Here is a 21102-nt window from a genome sequence, read left to right on the forward strand (position 1 = left end):
GATACTTAACTTCGCGAGCCTAAGCTTTTTTCACGAACGCCGCTGTTACCATCATTTCTCCAGCACCATCGACCTTGCAGTCGAGTTGGTGATCTTTACTATCAACAATACGTCTAACAACTGCTTTTGTACCGATTTTCAACATCAGGGAGCTACCTTTAACTTTAAGATCTTTTGCCAAAGTAACTCTGTCACCCTCGGCTAACAAAGTACCATTTGCATCCTTAACATTAATAAGTTCATCTTGGGCAAATTCACCAGGGTTCCACTCAAACGCACACTCCGGACAAACCAAGTTAGCTTGATCTTGATACACATATTCAGAATGACAATTTGGACAAGGAGAGAATGACATAAACTTTCAACTTTTCGATTAACATTTGATATATGATAAGTTGATAACGCTCGATTAGCGAGAGTTAGGGCACTATATTTAGTAATACCAACTGTGCTACCTAACTCGAATTATTCCGAAAGCCATAACGCGCATTAAGGTGTGAGCAACGCAACCACGAAACCTAACCATACCACCGTAAACACGAAACCCAACGATGGATGAAAAATGCCAAGCGTTGGGAATCACTCTTAAACGCTTTGTTATGTTTGCCTATTGGCTAAGCTTGGCGATCAAAGAGTCTAGTACCATAAGATCATTTGCTTTTTCCATATACTCATCACTGTCTTCGCCCAATTGGGATAACAGAACATGCTCTCTTTCTAGTTTTTCTTTTAAGCACAGCCTAATATAACGGAGCTCTTTTTCATTGAACATTTCAACCTACCTGTGAGTTTGGAGAATTAATAAAACATGGTCTGGCACTAGATTCTAACTGCTGCAATTTTGTCAAATATAAACTAAGAGGCATATCTTGAAGCGGACGAATTGTGAAATGATGCTTCCCTTTACCTCCATCTTCGCCCAGCGAAACATGCAAACCATTTGGTATTTTAGTATGTTGTGGAATCTTCCACCACAACGTACCAAAATGAGGGTTTCGATAATTGAAGGAGACAGCCTTCCGGATTTACAATCAACGCACTCAATTCCGTTTTTATTGTATATTTTAAAATCCCATACAGCCTCCATATCTCGTGGAGGAGTCGTTCGAATGTAATCAAACTTTGCCTTAGTTTTGCGTCCGAGCCAGAACAAGTCAAAAGGTAAAGAAATATAGAATTTGATGGGCGTATACATCTATGTGTCACTAGTTCGCGAATATGCAACAAGGGTAATTTCAGTATGATATTCATCATAACGCCAGTTGTAGGCTTCTGGAGCTCAGTCGAAAGCTCTAATTATCATATAACATTGAATTACATTAGCTTTTCGATGCCGTTGGCAAACATAACGCTCTGTTAATGGGTGAGCAACGCATTACCGAAGCGACCGCATACCACCTTAAACACTAAAATCAACGCATAGCAAAAATGCCACGCGGCATGAACCCCTCTTGAACGCTTTTTGTGATTAATTTTCAATGGGTTACGCTTTATTAGGCACAAAATTAACTCGACTTTGATTTACAAACCAAAGCCAAAACGTAGAAAACCGAAATGACTCATAGTTTTGAAAATCGAGCTTTGAAATTCGGCCGCTAAAACTCAAAAACTGAAGATCAAATTGCTGATTGAGGCAACTATCTGAATTTTCAGCGCCAAAGAATAAGTGTCCAAAAAACAGTGCCCAATGAAGTTAACTTGCCGACAAACTCGAAACCAACCAGCCGAGGGAACAAAGAAAAACAATAAACCACTGATTTTACGTGATTAAGCATAACGCCTTGTTAAGGGGTGAAGCACGCAATACCTATGCTGCCGCATGCCGTCTTAACCACTAAAATCAACGCATATCAGAAATGCCAGGCGTACTGAATCCCTCTTGAACAGTTTGTTATGAGCGTACTTATGTTGCCCACTTACCAGACAAAAAGTTTGAAACAAACGAGGATAAGCGCAACTGTGATAAGGCCACCCCAACCGATTGTTCGTGTTATTGTTTCCGGTGATTGTGTATTTAAATGAGGAAATAAAATGGCCCCAAAAGATAACAGTGGCACAAAACCGTATAATTGCCCCATTTGTGATGACGTACCCAAAGGGAAAGGCGGAACAAACAAATACAAAATCGTATACGCAATATAGACAAGCATTGCAATACCGGCTTCCTTTACCGACGTATCACTTTCTCCATACCAAAAGTAGAACCCCACACTGACACAAAAAACAGCCACACTGATCAACAGAACTATTCTCCTAATTATTCTTTAGCTCATAACGCCACGTTAAGTAGTGAGCAACGCCACCACAAGACCTAAACCTTTGTGCAATTCACACCATTTAGCCTTATAGCCCGTGTAAATTTGAGCATCGACTTTTACAGGTATATCAACATCAAATACCGAAATAGCCAGTTCGATCTTTTCCAGAGACTCACCTTTCACCCTGAACCCGAGGCTAGAACCACAGTTAGAACAGAACATTCTAGTCGTTCCGTTTGATGCAACAAACTCTTTGAGTAAATGCTTACCTGTAAGCCAACTTAAACCTTTGACCCCAACCAGTTTCCCAACGCTGCACCGTGAAATTTTCGACACATAGAACAATGACAATTAGCTACTTTTTCACTAAACCCACTAACAGAAAATCGGACGCCTCCGCATAAACATGAACCTTCAAATCCTGCACACATCCTGAGTTTTCCTCCCTATTGCATAACGCCGCATTAAGGTGTGAGCAACGCTACCACGAAACCTAACCATACCTTCGTAAATACAAAATGCCAAGCGTTGGGAATCACTCTTAAATGCTTTGTTAGCTCTCTGCTTGTTCAGGTAGCAACTGCTCTAGCTTCAAACCATATTCTGCTTCATTGCTTTTATATTCATCTTTCAAATATTCAAAAAACTGAGTCAAATGAACTAAGTATTCCTCATAATCTTCACGTTCTCGCAAAGTTTCACTATGTAACAAGTTTTGATTATATAGAACAGCATCTCTAACTGCCGATAATAGCATCGGTACATATGGCTTAGGTATATTCATCTTACGCAGCCTCTCTTACTGCTAACTTCGCTAATTTACTCAATAGTAACTTAAACTTTGACAAGGGCATATCATAAGCAGGAGCGATAGTGTAATGATACGCACCAAAACGAGGGTTATACTGATCTTTAACTATCGCCAACCCAGAAGGTAAAGGTGTGCCCTCTGGTATCCGATAGTGCTGCCAATTTGGTCCCTGTGGTATCCCTGGTCGATCAAACGTACTGATGCCTCTTGGCCGGTCTTTCACTAACACTCTCGCATCAACTCCCATTCCTTTAATAGTAATGTCAGCAGGTCTAGGTCTACCATTTAAAAGAAGTAGAGTATCTTCAATTAGTTCAAAAAGCTCCATACCTTTTTTAACATTTAATCCTCTCCACAAATTAAGAGGTACTTTACCCTCATAATAGTTATGAATTTGCCCCTTATCTAACAACACATCTTTTAGCAATGTAACAGTTTCCATGTTTCCTCCTTTTGCTTAAATTCTCGAGAGAGCTAACGCCTTGCTAAGGTGTGAGTAACGCAATACAAAAGATACCGCACAGCGCCTTAATCACCATAAGCCACCGCAAAGTAAAAATGCCACGCGTTACGAATCACTCTTAAGCAATTTGTTAGTACATGCGCTACTTCTATTTATGCGCTCCAAGATATTGAAAACTTAAATGATATGAAAGACTTTGAACACTGAGGTGAGACGGGCAGCTACAAAACTTAAAACCGATAGAGAGACGAAAGTTGGCTAGAAGAAAAACGTACTGAACTACCCTACATTCATTAGCTTCAAATTAGAAAAGGATTCTTTCCTCGTACTTCAACAGCCACACCAAAAGTAATCAAGGTTCTCTCAAAAACCACTACGAAAATGAAGAAGAGCCAAAGAAATAGGCTAAGAGTTAGAAGCCGTAAACGGTGAAATCAAAGCGAACACTCCGCATATAGTGCCACCGGAAAGAACGTGAAAGGCACTAACTTAAAGGTGTAAATATGAGCGCCAAAACAGATAAACACCAAAACTGATGACCTTTGATGTCAAACCCGTACTAACGCCCTGCTAAGGGGTGAACAACGCAATACAAAAGCCTACGCATACTACTTTAATCACTAACCCCAACGCATAGTAAAAATGCCACGCGTGCCGAATCACTCTTGAACAATTTGTTATGGAGCTACGCTCAACGTTAGCTCTCGTATGTCAATTTGGTCTACTTCCCTGCCCAATATCCGCTTGTACTCGACTAAACGATGAACTGGGATAACTGGCAACTCTATGCCTTGATAATTTTTAATAACTGATTCTGAAAAGGAGATTTCAAGCTGGTGCCAAGAGCCATCTTGATGTGATTGTATCTTAGTATATTCAGACAAACCGATTTCAATTTTTTGATTTTGGTAAACCAATTGGAAATACTCTAAATCCCAACCATATTCGACATAATGAGTTAACGGTTTGGATATGTATTTTGATACATGTGATAACACTTTATCTGCGTCTGAGTTTCGAATATAAAGATCTATATCTGCGACTTCCCGACTTCCACCATAAATAGTTGCCGCTAATCCACCTACTATTTGATACTCCACAACCTCTGCATCCAAGATTTCTTTGAGCCACTGCAAGGCTACTTTAACTTTATCACTCATCTAGCTTCCTTAGCTGAATTTTGCCCTGCGCCATAACGCCCTGTTAAGGGGTGAGCAACGCAATACCGATGCCGCCGCATACCACCTTAAACACTAAAACCAACGCATAGTGAAAATGCCACGCGTTGCGAATCATTCTTAAACAGTTTGTTATAAATCATTGCCACTGTTTTTGTACGAGCCGTTTGACGACTAGCATTAAAAAAGTGAGCACAATTAAACAAACAAAGATAATTACAAACCAACTACCCCAAACCATAAAAATATAGTTAAAGTCATACCTACAAGTACTTAGAGCTAGAGATTTAGCAGTACAAAACTCTCCCATTGAGTTATGTTTAACTGCAATATACAGGGGAATGCAAGCTAGAATACTAGAAACAACAATAGACACGATAAAGTGTTTTAAACGGCACATTTGGCTGGGCTCCATGGTTGCTCAAGATATAGCTTGGCTACACGTGCACCGTAATCGCTAACTACTTCAGCACCCAAAAAATTATAGATCGTAGCTATTTTTCTTATCGTCGGATTTTCAATACGAGCCTGTATTCTAGATAATAGAGCGATCCCGAACTCAATATTGTAGTAAGGACAGCCTAGGGCTTCTTTAGTGACGCCAATGTCTTTCCAATATGAATAATGTAGATTCATCGGCAGTATGGTTTTTCTCAAAGGATAGACTTTATCATACCAGCCATGAGTAGTTTCCATATACATTATTGCTGCGACTAGGCGTGGGTCTACACCATGTTTCTTTGATTGATGAATTATCAAACCGCACCATTTCCCAACTTCACTGAAGCTATCAATTTCGTATAATGGCTTTCTACCGACTGCGCTATCGCTATCAACGATAGTAAATATTGCAGGTGTATCATTGATAATGCTTAACTTCCTTTCCGCAGATTTATTCAGAACAGGTATGTCGTTCATGTCTTATTCCCTCAATCAAAGCAAATATGATACAAATCACATACCAATAAAGTCATCTTAATATTCTGTTTTCAGACACGAATCTCAATCTTGATTTATAACGCCGCGTTAAGTAGTGAGCAACGCCACCACCACAACTAAAACATTGTGCCGTAAACACTAGAGCTGAATCAAACCAAAAATGCCAAGCGTTGCGAATCTGCCTTAAACGCTTTGTTAAGGCACTTCTCGCTTGACATGAGTGCTTAAATGCATAGTATAAATTTCAAGCGGTTATCCGCGAGGTGTCAGGCAAAATTAAGGTAACTAAATACCAAAAGTAAGATACTGAAACTAACATAACTGAATAAAGATTAGAGTAAAGAACTACATAAACTAGACTACTATTTCAATGCTTAAGATGCTAAAGCTCATAAGATTGAAGACAAACACTAATATTAAAACTCTCTCTAATTTAACTTAAAACGACTAATTTCAATATACCTGAAACTCAAAACACACCTTCAAGCCTGATAGTCACCAACCCTTAGAGGCGTTGACTATGAAGATTAGTTTTAGTGTTTCTGCAGCATTTCATGCTTGGTTTCTGAAACTTGAGTTTGCTTTCGACAGAAGTAACTCTAGCCAAGGTGAAGCAGAGGAAGCTTAAATTCCAAGCCCACTGTTGATATGGTGGGCTTTTTTACGTTTGTACCCTAACGCCCTGTTAAGGGGTGAGCAACGCAATACCAAAGCCGCCGCATACCACCTTAAACACCACAGCCAACGCATAGTAAAAATGCCACGCGTTGCGAATCACTCTTAAACAGTTTGTTATATTTTTAGTACAGCTCACTCATAATCTTAGGCATGTCAGCCATTGTAACTATACCGAGCAACTTTTGTTCTGGTTTGCCTGAGTGCGTGATCAAAATTGCATCCAGAGCCTTACCTGTTGATGTCGCTTTTTCAAACTTTGCCACTGCCTTACCATAAGTTTGATCTTGCGGTAAAATCTCGTAATTGTCAGAAAACTCTTGATGTGCCATAACTTCTTCAACCGTTGCTTCCGATGTACAGAAAAGACCTTCAAAAGCATCAGACCCAAGCCATCTAGAAATCGTATTTGACGACAACACACCAAACAAAGTGCCCCCCGATAGAATTGGGACCTGTGAAAAATCATTTTTCCTCATTTCGAGCAAAACTTTTTGAATAGTATCCGACTTGTCGAAAGTTAAGAGTTCAACTGAGCACAGTTTCAATAGCCGAGGCTGTGAAATTATTTTTGCTCTAAGTTCTTTTATACGTTCAACGACTTGTTCTGAGGGTGATGCTACATGTGCACCACTAAATCTTTCATGGCTTAGCAAGTTTCTTAAACTTGCAAACGTGCCCAGTTCACCAATATAGCGACTGACGACTCTATTTTTTGTTTTAGATTCTTGTAGCATTTTGCTAAATGACTTGTGTTCGTCGCTATTGGTTAGTACACGTAAGTACTTTTCGATTTCACAAAATTCACTTAGAAAATCTTCGACTAAACTCATATCTCCCCCGAAAATATAACGCCCTGTTAAGGGGTGAACAACGCAATACCGATGCCGCCGCATACCACCTTAATCACTTAAACCAACGCATAGTGAAAATGCCACGCGTTGTGAATCCCTCTTGAACAGTTTGTTATATGCGTACTGGCACCCATCACCACACATACAACTTAAAGTAAACCAAGAAAGATGCTATGAGAATAAGACCACACCAAGCGAAAAATACGAAGGCTTTCGCCTCAGTTTCTGCTTCTTCCATATCGGGAAGTAAAGCCATGAAATAGCATCCGATTGGAACTAATTCGTACATTTTACCTGCATATTGGTTATTCATGCCTAAGAAAGGTGGTACATACAAATACAGAGCTGAATAGCTGAAAAAAAAGATAGTAACTAAAATTCTATTCCAACCTATCTCTTCGCCTTCTTGGTACAGCTTAAATAATAGGTAGATAGCACCCAATATTGCTAGTATCAAAAACATCCTGTTCAGAAATCCCTAAAGCATATAATGCCGCATTAAGGGGTGAACAACGACACCACCTAACCTAAACCATTGTGACGTAAACACTTAAGCTAATTCAAACCAAAACTGCCAAGCGTTGTGAATCCCTCTTAAATGCTTTGTTAGCAAGGTTTTGCAAAGGCTATGATGTGACCATCAATATCTTTGCTATAACCTACAATGTGCCCCCAATCCCTTTCCTGTACCGGGCTCAATTCTACGCCGCCAAAGTTCAAGCTACGTTTGTGGTAATCATGAGGATTATCTACTACCAAGTACAACTCTGAACTAGGATTAAGGCAAGCTTCACTAGAGGATGTGCAGTCCATACCTAATAGTTTATTTATGCCCGCATACGGCATCAGACCTAGCTTACAATTGTTACTTAGCTGAAACTCTGTCATGCCCGGAACGTCCAATACTGGGGTTAAACCCAATACATGTTCATAGAATTTGGAACTCGCTTCTTGATTCAATACATATAATATGTAATGCGAAAACATACACTTACTCCTTTAAGCTTGCTAACGCCGCGTTAAGGTGCGAACAACGCAATACAAAAGCTTCAGCAAAGCACCGTAGTCACTTAGCTCAACGCAAATCAAAAATGCCACGCGTTGTGAGTCACTCTTGAACGCTTTGTTAGGCTTCTAACTCACGATATAACACTAAGCAATTGTACTCTTTGCCTAATTCTATTTCTGGCTCGAAAGCCCGGATTTGTGTGAAACCTTGTTTGTACCAGAACCTAAAAGCAGGGATGTTTTCCACATAAACATTTAAACCTAGGCGCTGAATCTTTGTATATTCACGGGCTACTGCGATGACACTACTAACAATTTCTGAGCCTAAGCCCTTACCTTAAAACTCGGGAGAATAGTTAACATTGGGAGCCAAAGAGTACCGTCAGAAGGAGCATGAAATTCCAACTGCACATAACCAACCACCTCATCTTTCTTAGTACTGATTTTTCTTAGGTAAAATGCTTCTTGGTCATCAGGTAATTTTGACCGACAACTTTCATTGATCAGTTTTTCATATTCAGCTAAAGGCCATTCTCTAAACGTTGGCTCCAATACCTTTACGTTTGAGTTACTGTCAAAAATTGACTTGGCTAAATGCGCCTCATCATTTGAAAACTCAGAGAAGACCAGATTTTCTGATGTCCAGTGTCGTTTCAGCACTAACAACTTCCTCCTTGAAGCCTAACGCCGCATTAAGTGGTGAGCAACGCAGACCACTGCACTTAAAGTATTGTGACGTAGACACTTAAGTTGAAGCAAACCAAAAATGCCGAGCGTTGGGAATCCGTCTTAAATGCTTTGTTAGCAATATGGCTCAACGTTAAGCACTGAACTCTTCTAACGCTGAAACTGCCATTTCAGCTTTGCTACTTTGAACAAAGATATGGTCGTGATAATAAGCAGCAATGACATTAGCACTAATGCCCTTTGATGCTAACTTGCTAGCCACTGCTGCTGTAAGACCAACAGCTTCCAAACTAGAGTGCACCGTCAAAGTGATTTGGCTAAATGTACCGTCAAACGACAAACCTGCTTGTTCTGCCGATGATTTTTCTAGTACTAAAGTTAAACCCTCAGATTCAATAAACGTAGCAACAGGATTTAGCTCAATATAGTCTGTTAGAACACCAGAGACAGTACAAAACACGAACTCTGTTTCCATTAACTTTGGACTCATAGAGCGTAATAATTCATCTAACTCAGTAATTCCTGACATATTGATTTCCTCTTATATTGCTAACGCCTTGTTAAGGGGTGAAGCACGCAACACCAATGCTACCGCATACCGCCTTAATCACTAAAACCAACGCATAGTAAAAATGCCACGCGTGCTGAATCCCTCTTGAACAATTTGTTATACGCGTTCTAGCGGTTGTACTTAACCTTATTCAGAACTTCTTTTAGTTCATGCGTTTTCTCAAGGTTTACACCGTGAATATTGGCTAAAGCACAAACATAATACAAGACGTCATATAACTCTTCTGCGATTGAACCTTTAAGTTCATCTAGCGTTGGTTGCCCACTTTTACCTTTACGAATAGATTCCGATAATTCGCCAACTTCTTCGATTAGTTTTAAAAAATAGTGTTCAGATTGCTCTGGCGCATAATCGAATTCTTTTATATGACTTTGTAATTCTGATAACTTCATAACGTCCTTTTTGTATTATTTTCCATAAAGCGTATAACGCCGCATTAAGGTGTGAGCAGCGCTTGGCTATACTTGAGCGAAGCGAAAATGCCAAGCGTTGCGAATCACTCTTAAATGCTTTGTTATACGCGTGCTAACACTAGAGCGATACTTTCATAACCTTATGATTTACTTCACTTTCAATGTCAACTTCTGACCAGCCCAAAGACTCATACAACGGTACAATATGAGTATAAGCATACAGATTACTTTGAGTTGTTGCTGATACTTGGCTAACACCTCGGTTTATCAATTCACTCGCAATGCCTTGACCACGCCAGTCAGGTGAAACATAAACAGCATTTAACCACACTACTTCTGAATTGCCATGTGGCTCTCGGAATCGAGAATAAGCCAAACCACCAATAACCTCATTGTTTCTCAAAGCGAGAATAACCGGAGGAAGTTCAGATTCAGGCTTGTAGGTATCTGCAAACGAAAAGTCAGCCCACTCACTTTGAAATAACCTTTCCAGATCAGTCCAGTAAGGACTGCTATCGTCACAAACTCTGAATACTAATTTGTTCATATTCGATTATTTCCTCAAAGCGTATAACGCCTTGCTAAGGTGTGAGTAACGCAATACAAAAGCTACCACACGGCGCCTTAGTCACCCTAAGCCACTGCATAGTAAAGATGCCACGCGTTACGAATCACTCTTAAGCAATTTGTTAGTACATGCACTACTTCTATTTATGCGCCCCAAGATATTGAAAAGTGGCATGATATGAAAGGCTTTGAACGCTGAAGTGAGACGGGCAGCTACAAAACTTAAACTCGATTAAGAGACGAGAGTTGGCTAGAAGAAAAATGCACTGACCTGCCCTACTTTCACAGGCTTCAAATTAGAAAAGGATTCGATCCTCTAACTCCAACGGCAGTACCAAAGAAAGACAATTCTGACGTAGTAAAAACCACGAAAGAGAAGAAGCGCCAAAGAAATAGGCTAAGAGTTAGAAACCGTAAATGGAGAAATAAAAGCAAACACTCCGCATATAGTGCCACCGGAAAGAACGTGAAACGCACACGCTCAAAGGTGTAAAGACGAACGCCAAAATAGATAAACACCAAAACTTATGACCTTTGATGCCAGACCCGTACTAACGCCCTGTTAAGGTGTGAGCAACGCAATACCGATGCCACCGCATACCACCTTAAACACTAAAAGCAACACATAGTAAAAATGCCACGCGTTGCGAATCACTCTTAAACAGTTTGTTATGTGTTTGCGTGCTGAAGTTGAAAATGCAACTGAGACATTAGTGATTGATATACTTTCGTAGTAAATACTTGCAAATTTTCCATACAAAACTCACCACCAATAATTGGATGCAGATTCCAACCTAAGCGTTCGTCTTGTTTTGGTTGTAGCCCGTGTTCGAGCGCCAAGTCATACCAACTAGTTAAAAAGACATTATCACGCTAATCTTGTGATTTATTCATGTTATTGTACTCATGAAAGTCCGAAGCAATTGTTTCATAGGTACCATCTAAAACCGATAACAATGAAATTGAGCCATCCACTTCACCAAATAGCCAGTCCCCCATGATGGTTAGATACAAAGGTTTCCCTGTAGGATTAAGCAACCATTTCCACTGAGGTAACAAGGTATCTATTTCTACGTCCGAGACTTCCCAAATAAACTGCATTTTTATCTTTCTCACTCTGTTTAGAAACCCATTGACACATAACGCCTTGTTAAGGTGTGAGGCACGCAATACCGAAGGTTCCGCATAACACCTTAACCACTAAAACCAACGCATGATAAAAATGCCACGCGTGCCGAATCACTCTTGAACAATTTGTTATGTGTCTGTTTCACGCTTTCTACTAAAGAAATCTAACAACATTGGGGCAATCAAGGCTGTAAAAATAGCGATTAATAGTGAGATCGTCGTTGTAGCAAAAAAGCCAAGTTGCGAATTTGTTCTATCAATCTCTCCCCTCAACCTAGATAGATCTCTCTCATAGTTAGCTTTTAAGTTACTCAGGTCGTTTTTTAGCAAAGGGATCGATAACATTTTTATTGGGTCCCCTTTAATTGAACTTTCAATGTTTGCAACTTTCTCAATAACATTAGAACTTTGAATTGCATTTAGTTTAGCTTCAATAATGGCAACTTTCGCAGACAGAGCAACACTCGCCGCATTTGTATTTTTATCAAAAACACCGGAATCAACTATGTCAGAGATACTTTTTAACTGGAAATCAAGGGTATTAGAAGCAGTTGCAAACTCTTGCAACGATGACTCTGCATTTACTTCGATACTGGAAAACTGCGAAAGAACTTCATTTTGTAAGCTATTTTTGAATTCTACTTGCTGCTTTGCTTGAAAAACAAAAACATAGTAACCAACTGTCATAATTACGATTAAGACAGATATAGCAACTGAAAGTATAAAGTACTGCTTAATCTTAGCATTGCGATAGCTAACTTCTCTTTCTAACTTCTCCTGATATAAGCGCTTTAGCTTAAGTAACTCTTCTTCAGCATGAAGCTTCTCTCTACTCATTTCATCTAATAGACTTTTCTCAAACTCTTCTCGAGAGAAATCTACGTCTTTTTCTTCTGCCTTCTGAATATTCACGACATCCTCTTTTTAATAGACACATAACGCCTTGTTAAGGGGTGAGCAACGCAATACCGAAGTCGCCGCATACCACCTTAATCACTAAAAAACGACGCATAGTAAAAATGCCACGCGTTGCGAATCCCTCTTGAACAATTTGTTAACTGTATTCGTACTCCGGCTCTACTGACGGATTTAGATCATACTTATAATTGTCCCAAGCGATATTTAAAGCTTCAATTGCCCCATCACATGCACCTTTTGATAAGAGATAATCATGCCACTTTTGAAAACTGCCTTTACCTTTAGGAGTTTCTTTATCATTAGCAACGTCTTTAGCTAAGTCGCCAACCAAGTCTGATCTATTAATTTGTAGAGTTAACCACCCTTTAAAGCCATTCGCTTTTCTTGACTCTAGATACTCAAACCAAGCTGACTTTAAAGCTGATTTGGCTTCATCAATTGCACCGTGTTTTTGTAAATGCTCAAGCCAGAATTTATATGAGTTCTGCCCGGTAGGGGCGCATTCATCCGCTATGACATCATTAGCGAGATCACCGATAACACTGGTTTCATCTTTACGACCAATAAGCCATTCATAGAATGTTTTCATTGACTATCTCCATACCAACTCAATACAGTTAACGCCGCGTTAAGTGGTGAGCAACGCAGACCACTACAGCTAAAGTATTGTGCCGTAAACAATAAAGCTGAAGTAAACCAAAAATGCTAAGCGTTGGGAATCCGTCTTAAACGCCTTGTTAGGTAAATTTCCAGCGTAGTGCGTTTGCCTCATGCTCCTTTATAAAACTGTCTTTATGATTGCAATATACACCAATATCGTTGTTACAAATTGAAGCACCTTCTCGCTTCAAATTACCATAATGCAACGCTATTTCTGGAAATTGAATCAAGTAGTCACGAAATGCAATATGCCTATTTGCTTCTGGAGACCCAACTAAAAAAGCATGTACTTGGTGACTTCTTTGTATGCCACCTTTTTGAAAATAACGCCTACCTGCTATACCAAATTCACCTTTAACTTCATACCCAAGCGACTCCATCAGATTATTGTTCTTATCCAATTCTTCTAGTGATTTCACTTCAACAAGAATATCGATGATTGGTTTCGCACAAAGACCTTTGACTGAAGTACTACCAATGTGATGAATTGCCACTACATTAGCTGAATTCAAGGCCGATTCTAGCAACACCTTTTCATCGCTAAATTCATTGGCCCATGAAGGTCGATAGTCTACAACTTCAATTACCCTCGAACTCATTGTTCCTCCATTTACCTAACGCCGCATTAAGGGGTGAACAACGCCACCACCCTACCTAAACCATTGTGCCGTAACCACTAAAGCTAATTCAAACCAAAACTGCCAAGCGTTGTGAATCCCTCTTGAATGCTTTGTTAGTTGCCAAACCTAAAGCTTTAATTTGAAGTTAATTACCGCTTTGCCAACGCTAGCTTTATGTACTTTGAAAAACTCAAATCAGGCTCAGTTTCAAAGCGCCTGTTACTGAAACCACTTAGAACAAACAACACCGTAGAAAACGGATTAACCACACCAACAAGCGCTTTTTAGCACACAATGTATCAGAACTTACTTTCAGCAAGTAAATCGATTTCTGAAACAGAAAAGTTAACAGCCAAAGAAACCAAAGCGCGATTTTTGCAAACCCAAATGACTCAAAACCGAATTGCTAAACCTAGTCAAAAACACATGGACATTAGCCCTAAACATTCTGTTTTGGATACGTTTTTCCTCGTTGGCAACTAACGCTCTGTTAAGGGGTGAGCAACGCAATGCCGAAGCCGCCGCATACCACCTTAATCACTAAAACCAACGCATAGTAAAAATGCCACGCGTTGCGAATCCCTCTTGAACAGTTTGTTAGGAGTTTTATTCATAGCGTTCACAATCTTTCGGTATGTCTATATATGTTTCATTTGCCCTCCACTCCTGAGTCCGAGGGTCAAAGTAAAGCTCATACGTTGAGACGCTGTTATATGTACCCGATGTTATCTGATTTCCAATAGTAACTATATTTGGCTCTGAAATAGTGAAAATCCAAACATTGTCACCTGACACTAACTCAAGTCGACTATCAGAAACAAACGAAGCCTCTTCTGTAGAAAAGAACTCTCTAGGATAACTTTCACAATACCACTTTAAATTCTGACCATAAGAGCTATAGACAGTTCTCATGTTGAATTTCTCGTACAAATCTTTTGTGGTTACTTGCTCTGCTCCGTTAGAGCTGAATGCAAACAATGTTAAAGAGACACTAAAAATCAATTTCATGCGCAAACTCCTAACGCCCAATTAAGGTGTGAGCCACGCTAGCACGACACTCAATTTGAACACCGTAAACACTAAACCAAATCCAAACCAAAAATGCCAAGCGTGGGGAATCACTCTTAAACTGTTTGTTATATTTTTGATGCCGCCATCAGTAAACAGTAGTTTTTTACGCTTTCACAATGCTCACCCATCCAGTATGCAAATGGGGTACTTCGGTGCCAATTTAGATCAACCAAGTTATTGTGAATTGTACTATCTGGAGTACTAAGTGAACCATGTGCCACAACTTGCTCCGGTACATTGTTTAGCCCACACCACCATTCAGGCATCGAACGTTTCCACTTTGTCTCAAGCCAAACATCAGATAAAGCAACTACGTATTCACTTTCGAAACCGGTAACCCCATTGTCATGAAGGAACTTTTTGTCTCGATGATGTAGACGCTCAATATCGTTTATAATTTCTTGTTTTTTCTTTGTGTGAGATAAACGTTTTGCCTCAATGAAAAAAACAGCTTTGTGCTTAGGAGAAAAAACAAAACCATCAATGTGCTGCTTTTTCTCAACCCACGGAAACTCAAGCCATGATACAGCTCTATCATCATCGAGACATTTCATTAGGGCATTTACGTAGATATGAACTTGGTTGGCTTCTGTGAAACCAGTACTCCCTCGCGCTGGATAAAAGTTTATTAGCGTTCGGGTGTAAGTCGCGACCATTTCATCAAATGATCTAGAAATTATTTGTTCCATCGAAACCTCAGAAAAATATAACGCCGCATTAAGGTGTGAGCAACGCTACCACTTAGCCTAAACCATTACACCGTAAACACAAAACCCAACGGTGGAATAAAAAATGCCAAGCGTTGGGAATCACTCTTAAATGCTTTGTTATACCCGTTCTGTTAACGCCAACTTCAAACCCATCGCGGCAAAACCACCCGCAAATATTTTTTGAATAACCAAACTTGCTTTTTCTGAGCGTACAATTAACTCACTAAATGTACTAGCCATTAAGCCATACACAATAAATATACAAAGTGTCATCAACATAAACACCACTCCAAGAACTAGCATACTAAACAAAGGCTGCTCTGATTGTGGCGAAACAAATTGGGGCAAGAATGCTAAAAAGAATATTGATAACTTAGGGTTCAAGATATTAATTAAAAAACCTTTTAACGCAATATCTCTGAGCTTCGCATTTGCAGGCTTTTTGTCCAGTGACAAGGGGGAAGAAGCCCTCCACATAGTCCATGCTAAATAGATCAAATAAGCTGAACCACAATATTTGACGACCTGAAATACCAACGCACTAGTATGGAAGATTGCCGCCAACCCAAACACACTCGCCAAAAGTGAAGGAACAATACCAAACGTACAACCAATTGCAGAAAATACGCTAGCTTGTTTGCTATTGAAGAGCCCTGTAGCAACTGTAAACAATACTCCTGTACCGGGTATTAAGACAACAATAAAAGAAGTAATTAAAAATTCTATTGAAACCATGAGGGTGCCTCCTTTCCAATTAGGGTATAACGCCCAATTAAGGTGTGAGGCACGCAATACGGTGCTTCCGCATACCACCTTAACCATTAAAACCAACGCATAGTAAAAATGCCACGCGTGCCGAATCACTCTTAAATTGTTTGTTAGGTGCGTAGCTTAATCTTGCACTAATCTGACCCATTTTGCCCGCCATGCCTGTGCTTCCATTGGGTCTGGCCAGAACTCTTTTTGCTTACTTATCAAGCCATTTTCAACGGTATGAAAAGTTATAGCTCGTGCTTTTTGGACGCTATCTGTAATTGATACATCAGTGACAACTGTTTCACCATCGCAAACTACAGAGTGAATTGTAAACTCCCAAATACCATTCGCTGGGTAATAAGAATTGATAGCCGTAAAGTTGTCTCGGCCAATAATGAGTTCACCAGACTGCGGCCAGAAACCCTCAAAACCAGGGCTAAGCCACTCGCTTGCTTTAGCAAAGTCGTTTGTTTTCATCGCATCCCGAAAAGCTAGGACGACTTCCTTTGAGTTCATGATTTTCTCCAAGCACCTAACGCCGCGTTAAGTAGTGAGCAACACTACCACTGAACCTAAACTATTGTGCCGTAAACACTTGAACTAAATAAAACCAAAAATGCCACGCGTTGCGAATCTGTCTTAAACGCTTTGTTAGGCTTACTTTGTTTTCTTCCAGTCACGACTACTTGTTATGCCTAAAAGATTACTATGAACGCTTTTATGCTCAATAATTACTTCTTTTGAGCGTATTTTCTTAGCTGCTTTCAGCTTAAATGGCTTAGTACGAATTTGTTTAGGTTCGCCTATTTTGTGAACACTTTGACAATGCCCTAACATAGGTATTACACCATCAAAAAACTTATTACAACGAATACACTTGGTTCGTTTTTGTAAAGTATTTAACCGAGCAACTAGCATGGTCAGTAGATCCAAATTTAAGCGCTCTACAATAGAAGTTTCAAGTTCACTAAATGAGTACAGCCCCAATTGATGTTTAATACTTTTTCTTAGTTTCCTTTTCTGATTTTTAGAAAGTTCTTCCATCTTATCTTCCATATAAGCCTAACGCCCTGTTAAGGTGTGAGCAACGCAATACCGATGCTGCCGCATGCCACCTTAATCACTAAATTCAACGCACAGTGAAAATGCCACGCGTTGCGAATCACTCTTAAACAGTTTGTTATATTCATTTGAACAAGCTATCCATATATTGCTTATCGTAATCGAGTAACAACTGGTTCTGATTTTGATAGAGGTCTTCTAGAGCCCATTTACTGCTGGCGGCAACATCTAGACCTCGGTCATCATAGAGGTGAAACATCAGTTCTTTGTCACAATTAATTATAAACAGCTGCCCTGCTAGGGTTGGTCCACGATCACCAAAGTCTCCGTCAATACAAGCCTGAATGATCGGTTTTATATTTAACTCTGATACGAACACATCGGAAATGGTTACTCTTTTCCAGCAGTGTCTTTTGTACTCTAGATCTTCGGTATAAATATCTCGATGTTCCGAAAACTCTAAAGCTTTACCACACAGAGGCTCGAACAGTTTAAAGAAGTAGTCACTTTTTCTAATTTTCTTCCGTCCATCGGAAAAAATTTGATAACACACTTTGATCTTATCTGAAGGTTTAAATGCTGCTTCATAGATACTAAGTGCTCTACTCATCGCAATTTCAAAATACTCTTCATTATAATTTTTTGGTTGTCATCCAACCATATGTCGACGTCATCAGGGCCTAACTCAAACCTCAAAGCAAACTCATTAAGATAGAAGACTGGTTTTTCTAGTTGTATGTTCATCATTATTTATCTCCAGTTTTCCCGATGAATATAACGCCCTGTTAAGGGGTGAGCAACGCAATACCGAAGCCGCCGCAAACCACCTTAAACACTAAAATCAACGCATAGTAAAAATGCCACGCGTTGCGAATCCCTCTTGAACAGTTTGTTATGTGCGTGCTTACGTTATGCACCAAACTGCTTTATACGCTTGGCACCAATAAAAAACCGATACTTACTTTGTTGAAGTAAGTCTAAATGGCGCTCAAACTTGGGTAAGCCATTGGACAAAGACAGATGGTAGACGAGTCCATTACCGGCGTACACTCCAACGTGTGCTCCGTATGAGTCAGCAGAGTCGCTGTACAACATGATATCTAGCGGCTTAAACTCAGTGACCACCTCACTCAACTCTGAGTCATTCCACAGTTCACTAGAACGGTAGTTAGGTGGATTTAGACCGAAGTCTCTGAGCAGATTATACGCAAAGACCTGACAGTTAGCTCCAAGCGTTAAGTCGGAATCATCTTTGCAACCTGGAATGCGGGATGAAACGTATTTTACATTTTTGAATCTATCGGGAATGTCCATGTCCATTTTCTCCCAAACCACATAACGCCCAATTAAGGGGTGAACAACGCTACCACTCACCTAAAACATTGTGCCATAAACACTAAATTTGAAGTAGAAGCAAAAGTGCCAAGCGTTGTGAATCCCTCTTAAATTGCTTGTTATGTTACCAAATGCATTACCACCCATACAGCATATGATAACATTCATGATGTTCAACTTCGGAGTATGTATATGAAAGGTTCACTGTTTGCATTTTTAACTAGCCTAATTTTCATTTTGATACAAAACAGCCCAGAGTCTGTAAAATCAAACATTAGCAAGTGGCTAATCACCTTTAACATTGATCCAGAAAAACTGTCCTACACTGTTGAGCAATATACTTACATAATTACCCCAATTGCCTATGTAACAATCGGTATAAGCCTTGCCATTATTTTTACTAGCTTAAAAAAACGTAACAACGGAAATGTACAACAAGTTCAATACAATCAATCCGTAACATCCCATAACCAAAGTGGCGGCATTACAGCACATAAAGTTGTACTAGGCTCACAAGAGCGCACATTAACATCAGAACTTAAGCGTGAGTTGCTGAAGACTTTAGATATTCAGAAGAAAATAGACTTCTCAATTGCGATGAATGATCAAGAAGCTGAGAAGTATGCATATGAAATTCGTAACTTCTTGATAGCTGAAGGCTATGAGATGGAGTTTAGAACGATGCAATATGAGGCCATGGCTGGCGGTCAAGGGATACCCTATTTAAATACCAACGGAGACATCAGCATTATCCTAATTGGACCAAATGTGAAAACTAGCGAGCAAATTCAGTTTCTGGGGTCTGCTTGTAGACCTGCATAGGACAGGTGGTGAGTTGGTCACATAACGCCTTGTTAAGGTGTGAGGCACGCAATACCGATGCCGCCGCATACCACCTTAACCACTAAAATCAACGCATAGTAAAAATGCCACGCGTGCCGAATCACTCTTGAACAATTTGTTATATGCCTAGCTTTCACCTATACTCAATGCGCACCATCAATACGCATAGGATTACTTTATGAGAAACACATATAGCACACATGCACCTAAAAAGGCTACAAACCTTAGCCTAAACAGTGAGTTACTTGCCGAAGCTAAGCGCCTAAACATCAACCTATCAGCAACAATGGAAAAGGCTTTGGAAAAGGAAGTAAAACAACAATTGAAAGCCGAATGGCTAGAACAAAATGCCGAAGCTATTGAAGCTTGTAACGACTTAACTGCAAAACACGGACTATTTTCCGATTCATACCGAGTATTCTAATGGCACAATTTACGCTTTATAAAAACAACGATAAGAGCACCGCAAGCGCTTACCCATATTTTGTCGATGTCCAAAGCGAGTTGCTAGATTCACTGAATACTCGCTTGGTGATTCCCTTAACTCCTATCGAGCTGTTAGAGAAAAAAGCCCCTAGCCACCTGTGCCCTACGATCCATATTGATGAAGGTGACTTTGTGATTCTTACTCAACAAATGGCTAGTGTACCAACTAAAATCCTTACGACCCCAGTCAATGAGCTAAGCACGTTTAGAAACGAAATTATTGCTGCTATCGACTTTTTGATTACTGGTATATAACGCCCTGTTAAGGGGTGAGCAACGCAATACAAAAGCCGCCGCAAACCACCTTAATCACTAAAATCAACGCATAGTGAAAATGCCACGCGTTGCGAATCCCTCTTGAACAGTTTGTTAAGTGAATTACGTATCTACGCCACCTTTTATCTCTGCCCTCTTCGCTGAAGCGGCCAAAACTACAATAGCTACAAAAATGCCAAGCATATCCGAGGAAAATTGATGCCACTGTATATACTCCCTCGGTCCAGAATGATATGCATCTAAGAATGGTTGAATACCCAATTCCCAAGAAGCAGAAACTAAAAACATACATATATATGTCATAATGATAAATTCCAATTCAGTCTCTACCCGCGGAAATCGATTAGATGCAGCCAGTACGAACAAGCCATACAAAACACTAATAAACACAACCCACCAATGTATAGGAAATTCAGTAACACTACTTCTTATTGAAGGAATAAAACTTAAAACCAGAGCCAAAATCAAAACCGGAACATGTATCACATTCATGATTTTTAATAATTTCTTTTTAAAACAAGTATTTGAATAGAAATACATCATGAATGACAATCCAATAAAACCGATAAAGTGACCAATTTCTCTAGCACCAATTTCATATACTGGGTCAAACGACAGTATACTTGACAGACAAATTGCCATGATAGAGATAATAATTCCAACCACAAAAAATATGATTGGACGCTTCATTGTAACCAAATTAACAAACCTCGATTTTATTCACTTAACGCCCTGCTAAGGGGTGAGCAACGCAATACAAGAGCCGCCGCATACCGCCTTAAACACTAAAACCAACGCATAGTGAAAATGCCA

At 39.8% G+C, this 21102-nt stretch carries 31 protein-coding genes and 1 pseudogene; 3 read left to right on the forward strand and 29 right to left on the reverse strand.

The window, feature by feature from the left end:
• Positions 1-19: 19 nt before the first annotated feature.
• The 28 genes and pseudogenes from R8O70_RS19585 to R8O70_RS19735 all read right to left on the reverse strand — a co-directional run bounded on the left by R8O70_RS19585 (position 20) and on the right by R8O70_RS19735 (position 18663).
• Positions 20-355, reverse strand: a complete 336-nt coding sequence (locus tag R8O70_RS19585; protein ID WP_064354030.1) for a zinc ribbon domain-containing protein YjdM — start codon at positions 353-355, stop codon at positions 20-22.
• Between the two features lie 252 nt (positions 356-607).
• A complete protein-coding gene (locus R8O70_RS19590; protein WP_169644102.1) occupies positions 608-772 on the reverse strand; it encodes a hypothetical protein in 165 nt (54 codons plus the stop codon).
• A gap of 1144 nt (positions 773-1916) precedes the next feature.
• Complete coding sequence (locus R8O70_RS19600) at positions 1917-2231, reverse strand: hypothetical protein (protein ID WP_258645098.1); 315 nt, start codon at positions 2229-2231, stop codon at positions 1917-1919.
• Positions 2232-2282: 51 nt separating this feature from the next.
• Positions 2283-2609: a GFA family protein gene (locus tag R8O70_RS19605; RefSeq protein WP_258624485.1), complete on the reverse strand. Its 327-nt coding sequence runs from the start codon at positions 2607-2609 to the stop codon at positions 2283-2285.
• Between the two features lie 202 nt (positions 2610-2811).
• Entirely contained in the window at positions 2812-3042 is a 231-nt protein-coding gene (locus R8O70_RS19610; protein WP_104975383.1) for a hypothetical protein, read from the reverse strand.
• 1 nt (position 3043) lies between these two features.
• The gene (locus R8O70_RS19615) at positions 3044-3511 is read right to left on the reverse strand and encodes a hypothetical protein (RefSeq protein ID WP_104979300.1); all 468 of its coding nucleotides are present in this window, start codon (positions 3509-3511) and stop codon (positions 3044-3046) included.
• A 698-nt stretch (positions 3512-4209) separates the two neighbouring features.
• Entirely contained in the window at positions 4210-4692 is a 483-nt protein-coding gene (locus tag R8O70_RS19620; protein ID WP_258624487.1) for a MazG-related protein, read from the reverse strand.
• A gap of 405 nt (positions 4693-5097) precedes the next feature.
• Positions 5098-5628 (reverse strand): hypothetical protein, encoded by a 531-nt coding sequence (locus R8O70_RS19630; RefSeq protein WP_049538686.1) that lies wholly within the window; start codon positions 5626-5628, stop codon positions 5098-5100.
• Positions 5629-6449: 821 nt separating this feature from the next.
• The gene (locus tag R8O70_RS19640) at positions 6450-7157 is read right to left on the reverse strand and encodes a CBS domain-containing protein (RefSeq protein WP_170960366.1); all 708 of its coding nucleotides are present in this window, start codon (positions 7155-7157) and stop codon (positions 6450-6452) included.
• Positions 7158-7311: 154 nt separating this feature from the next.
• Positions 7312-7641 (reverse strand): hypothetical protein, encoded by a 330-nt coding sequence (locus R8O70_RS19645; protein WP_025590471.1) that lies wholly within the window; start codon positions 7639-7641, stop codon positions 7312-7314.
• A 143-nt stretch (positions 7642-7784) separates the two neighbouring features.
• Entirely contained in the window at positions 7785-8165 is a 381-nt protein-coding gene (locus tag R8O70_RS19650; RefSeq protein WP_031382130.1) for a VOC family protein, read from the reverse strand.
• A 139-nt stretch (positions 8166-8304) separates the two neighbouring features.
• The gene (locus R8O70_RS19655; RefSeq protein WP_309474978.1) at positions 8305-8502 is read right to left on the reverse strand and encodes a hypothetical protein; all 198 of its coding nucleotides are present in this window, start codon (positions 8500-8502) and stop codon (positions 8305-8307) included.
• 8 nt (positions 8503-8510) lie between these two features.
• Positions 8511-8846, reverse strand: a complete 336-nt coding sequence (locus R8O70_RS19660) for a hypothetical protein (protein WP_258624489.1) — start codon at positions 8844-8846, stop codon at positions 8511-8513.
• Between the two features lie 160 nt (positions 8847-9006).
• Positions 9007-9402, reverse strand: coding sequence for an ACT domain-containing protein (locus tag R8O70_RS19665; protein WP_203495327.1), 396 nt, complete (start codon positions 9400-9402; stop codon positions 9007-9009).
• 149 nt (positions 9403-9551) lie between these two features.
• Positions 9552-9836 (reverse strand): MazG nucleotide pyrophosphohydrolase domain-containing protein, encoded by a 285-nt coding sequence (locus R8O70_RS19670; protein WP_017448465.1) that lies wholly within the window; start codon positions 9834-9836, stop codon positions 9552-9554.
• Between the two features lie 139 nt (positions 9837-9975).
• Positions 9976-10404, reverse strand: coding sequence for a GNAT family N-acetyltransferase (locus R8O70_RS19675; protein ID WP_115386062.1), 429 nt, complete (start codon positions 10402-10404; stop codon positions 9976-9978).
• Between the two features lie 689 nt (positions 10405-11093).
• A pseudogene (locus tag R8O70_RS19680) lies at positions 11094-11276 on the reverse strand (hypothetical protein); the annotation flags it as partial.
• A gap of 21 nt (positions 11277-11297) precedes the next feature.
• Positions 11298-11525, reverse strand: coding sequence for a hypothetical protein (locus R8O70_RS19685; RefSeq protein ID WP_240701394.1), 228 nt, complete (start codon positions 11523-11525; stop codon positions 11298-11300).
• A 156-nt stretch (positions 11526-11681) separates the two neighbouring features.
• Positions 11682-12464 (reverse strand): hypothetical protein, encoded by a 783-nt coding sequence (locus R8O70_RS19690; protein ID WP_047104427.1) that lies wholly within the window; start codon positions 12462-12464, stop codon positions 11682-11684.
• Positions 12465-12606: 142 nt separating this feature from the next.
• A complete protein-coding gene (locus tag R8O70_RS19695; RefSeq protein ID WP_258624491.1) occupies positions 12607-13059 on the reverse strand; it encodes a sterile alpha motif-like domain-containing protein in 453 nt (150 codons plus the stop codon).
• Positions 13060-13207: 148 nt separating this feature from the next.
• A complete protein-coding gene (locus R8O70_RS19700) occupies positions 13208-13729 on the reverse strand; it encodes a GrpB family protein (protein WP_029824562.1) in 522 nt (173 codons plus the stop codon).
• A gap of 627 nt (positions 13730-14356) precedes the next feature.
• Positions 14357-14758, reverse strand: coding sequence for a hypothetical protein (locus R8O70_RS19705; protein ID WP_258624494.1), 402 nt, complete (start codon positions 14756-14758; stop codon positions 14357-14359).
• Between the two features lie 128 nt (positions 14759-14886).
• A complete protein-coding gene (locus R8O70_RS19710) occupies positions 14887-15510 on the reverse strand; it encodes a hypothetical protein (protein WP_115386066.1) in 624 nt (207 codons plus the stop codon).
• Between the two features lie 138 nt (positions 15511-15648).
• Positions 15649-16266: a LysE family translocator gene (locus tag R8O70_RS19715; protein ID WP_115386067.1), complete on the reverse strand. Its 618-nt coding sequence runs from the start codon at positions 16264-16266 to the stop codon at positions 15649-15651.
• Positions 16267-16422: 156 nt separating this feature from the next.
• A complete protein-coding gene (locus R8O70_RS19720) occupies positions 16423-16803 on the reverse strand; it encodes a nuclear transport factor 2 family protein (RefSeq protein WP_171346330.1) in 381 nt (126 codons plus the stop codon).
• Positions 16804-16944: 141 nt separating this feature from the next.
• Complete coding sequence (locus R8O70_RS19725) at positions 16945-17331, reverse strand: hypothetical protein (RefSeq protein WP_115386069.1); 387 nt, start codon at positions 17329-17331, stop codon at positions 16945-16947.
• Positions 17332-17473: 142 nt separating this feature from the next.
• Positions 17474-17959 (reverse strand): DUF3885 domain-containing protein, encoded by a 486-nt coding sequence (locus R8O70_RS19730; protein WP_115386070.1) that lies wholly within the window; start codon positions 17957-17959, stop codon positions 17474-17476.
• 299 nt (positions 17960-18258) lie between these two features.
• Complete coding sequence (locus tag R8O70_RS19735; RefSeq protein ID WP_258624497.1) at positions 18259-18663, reverse strand: hydrolase; 405 nt, start codon at positions 18661-18663, stop codon at positions 18259-18261.
• A gap of 213 nt (positions 18664-18876) precedes the next feature.
• Here R8O70_RS19735 and R8O70_RS19740 point away from each other — a divergent pair, with 213 nt between their 5' ends.
• The 3 genes from R8O70_RS19740 to R8O70_RS19750 all read left to right on the forward strand — a co-directional run bounded on the left by R8O70_RS19740 (position 18877) and on the right by R8O70_RS19750 (position 20268).
• Entirely contained in the window at positions 18877-19506 is a 630-nt protein-coding gene (locus R8O70_RS19740) for a hypothetical protein (protein WP_258624498.1), read from the forward strand.
• 199 nt (positions 19507-19705) lie between these two features.
• Positions 19706-19951, forward strand: a complete 246-nt coding sequence (locus R8O70_RS19745) for a type II toxin-antitoxin system CcdA family antitoxin (protein ID WP_038140558.1) — start codon at positions 19706-19708, stop codon at positions 19949-19951.
• A complete protein-coding gene (locus R8O70_RS19750; RefSeq protein WP_095482530.1) occupies positions 19951-20268 on the forward strand; it encodes a CcdB family protein in 318 nt (105 codons plus the stop codon). Before R8O70_RS19745 ends, R8O70_RS19750 begins: the two co-directional genes overlap by 1 nt.
• A 123-nt stretch (positions 20269-20391) precedes the next feature.
• Here the strand turns inward: R8O70_RS19750 and R8O70_RS19755 are convergent, their stop codons facing one another.
• Positions 20392-20979, reverse strand: a complete 588-nt coding sequence (locus tag R8O70_RS19755; RefSeq protein ID WP_258624512.1) for a hypothetical protein — start codon at positions 20977-20979, stop codon at positions 20392-20394.
• Between the last annotated feature and the right edge of the window lie 123 nt (positions 20980-21102).

Origin of the sequence: Vibrio sp. 779(2023), assembly GCF_033344285.1 — a bacterium.
Classification (GTDB): domain Bacteria; phylum Pseudomonadota; class Gammaproteobacteria; order Enterobacterales; family Vibrionaceae; genus Vibrio; species Vibrio alginolyticus.

What these genes read in the sequence shown, in the direction of transcription:
- R8O70_RS19585 (WP_064354030.1), bottom strand. Translation starts at nt 355, where the DNA reads ATGTCATTCTCTCCTTGTCCAAATTGTCATTCTGAATATGTGTATCAA.
- R8O70_RS19590 (WP_169644102.1), bottom strand. Translation starts at nt 772, where the DNA reads ATGTTCAATGAAAAAGAGCTCCGTTATATTAGGCTGTGCTTAAAAGAA.
- R8O70_RS19610 (WP_104975383.1), bottom strand. Translation starts at nt 3,042, where the DNA reads ATGAATATACCTAAGCCATATGTACCGATGCTATTATCGGCAGTTAGA.
- R8O70_RS19615 (WP_104979300.1), bottom strand. Translation starts at nt 3,511, where the DNA reads ATGGAAACTGTTACATTGCTAAAAGATGTGTTGTTAGATAAGGGGCAA.
- R8O70_RS19620 (WP_258624487.1), bottom strand. Translation starts at nt 4,692, where the DNA reads ATGAGTGATAAAGTTAAAGTAGCCTTGCAGTGGCTCAAAGAAATCTTG.
- R8O70_RS19630 (WP_049538686.1), bottom strand. Translation starts at nt 5,628, where the DNA reads ATGAACGACATACCTGTTCTGAATAAATCTGCGGAAAGGAAGTTAAGC.
- R8O70_RS19640 (WP_170960366.1), bottom strand. Translation starts at nt 7,157, where the DNA reads ATGAGTTTAGTCGAAGATTTTCTAAGTGAATTTTGTGAAATCGAAAAG.
- R8O70_RS19645 (WP_025590471.1), bottom strand. Translation starts at nt 7,641, where the DNA reads ATGTTTTTGATACTAGCAATATTGGGTGCTATCTACCTATTATTTAAG.
- R8O70_RS19650 (WP_031382130.1), bottom strand. Translation starts at nt 8,165, where the DNA reads ATGTTTTCGCATTACATATTATATGTATTGAATCAAGAAGCGAGTTCC.
- R8O70_RS19665 (WP_203495327.1), bottom strand. Translation starts at nt 9,402, where the DNA reads ATGTCAGGAATTACTGAGTTAGATGAATTATTACGCTCTATGAGTCCA.
- R8O70_RS19670 (WP_017448465.1), bottom strand. Translation starts at nt 9,836, where the DNA reads ATGAAGTTATCAGAATTACAAAGTCATATAAAAGAATTCGATTATGCG.
- R8O70_RS19675 (WP_115386062.1), bottom strand. Translation starts at nt 10,404, where the DNA reads ATGAACAAATTAGTATTCAGAGTTTGTGACGATAGCAGTCCTTACTGG.
- R8O70_RS19685 (WP_240701394.1), bottom strand. Translation starts at nt 11,525, where the DNA reads ATGCAGTTTATTTGGGAAGTCTCGGACGTAGAAATAGATACCTTGTTA.
- R8O70_RS19695 (WP_258624491.1), bottom strand. Translation starts at nt 13,059, where the DNA reads ATGAAAACATTCTATGAATGGCTTATTGGTCGTAAAGATGAAACCAGT.
- R8O70_RS19700 (WP_029824562.1), bottom strand. Translation starts at nt 13,729, where the DNA reads ATGAGTTCGAGGGTAATTGAAGTTGTAGACTATCGACCTTCATGGGCC.
- R8O70_RS19705 (WP_258624494.1), bottom strand. Translation starts at nt 14,758, where the DNA reads ATGAAATTGATTTTTAGTGTCTCTTTAACATTGTTTGCATTCAGCTCT.
- R8O70_RS19710 (WP_115386066.1), bottom strand. Translation starts at nt 15,510, where the DNA reads ATGGAACAAATAATTTCTAGATCATTTGATGAAATGGTCGCGACTTAC.
- R8O70_RS19715 (WP_115386067.1), bottom strand. Translation starts at nt 16,266, where the DNA reads ATGGTTTCAATAGAATTTTTAATTACTTCTTTTATTGTTGTCTTAATA.
- R8O70_RS19720 (WP_171346330.1), bottom strand. Translation starts at nt 16,803, where the DNA reads ATGAACTCAAAGGAAGTCGTCCTAGCTTTTCGGGATGCGATGAAAACA.
- R8O70_RS19725 (WP_115386069.1), bottom strand. Translation starts at nt 17,331, where the DNA reads ATGGAAGAACTTTCTAAAAATCAGAAAAGGAAACTAAGAAAAAGTATT.
- R8O70_RS19730 (WP_115386070.1), bottom strand. Translation starts at nt 17,959, where the DNA reads ATGAGTAGAGCACTTAGTATCTATGAAGCAGCATTTAAACCTTCAGAT.
- R8O70_RS19735 (WP_258624497.1), bottom strand. Translation starts at nt 18,663, where the DNA reads ATGGACATTCCCGATAGATTCAAAAATGTAAAATACGTTTCATCCCGC.
- R8O70_RS19740 (WP_258624498.1), top strand. Translation starts at nt 18,877, where the DNA reads ATGAAAGGTTCACTGTTTGCATTTTTAACTAGCCTAATTTTCATTTTG.
- R8O70_RS19745 (WP_038140558.1), top strand. Translation starts at nt 19,706, where the DNA reads ATGAGAAACACATATAGCACACATGCACCTAAAAAGGCTACAAACCTT.
- R8O70_RS19750 (WP_095482530.1), top strand. Translation starts at nt 19,951, where the DNA reads ATGGCACAATTTACGCTTTATAAAAACAACGATAAGAGCACCGCAAGC.
- R8O70_RS19755 (WP_258624512.1), bottom strand. Translation starts at nt 20,979, where the DNA reads ATGAAGCGTCCAATCATATTTTTTGTGGTTGGAATTATTATCTCTATC.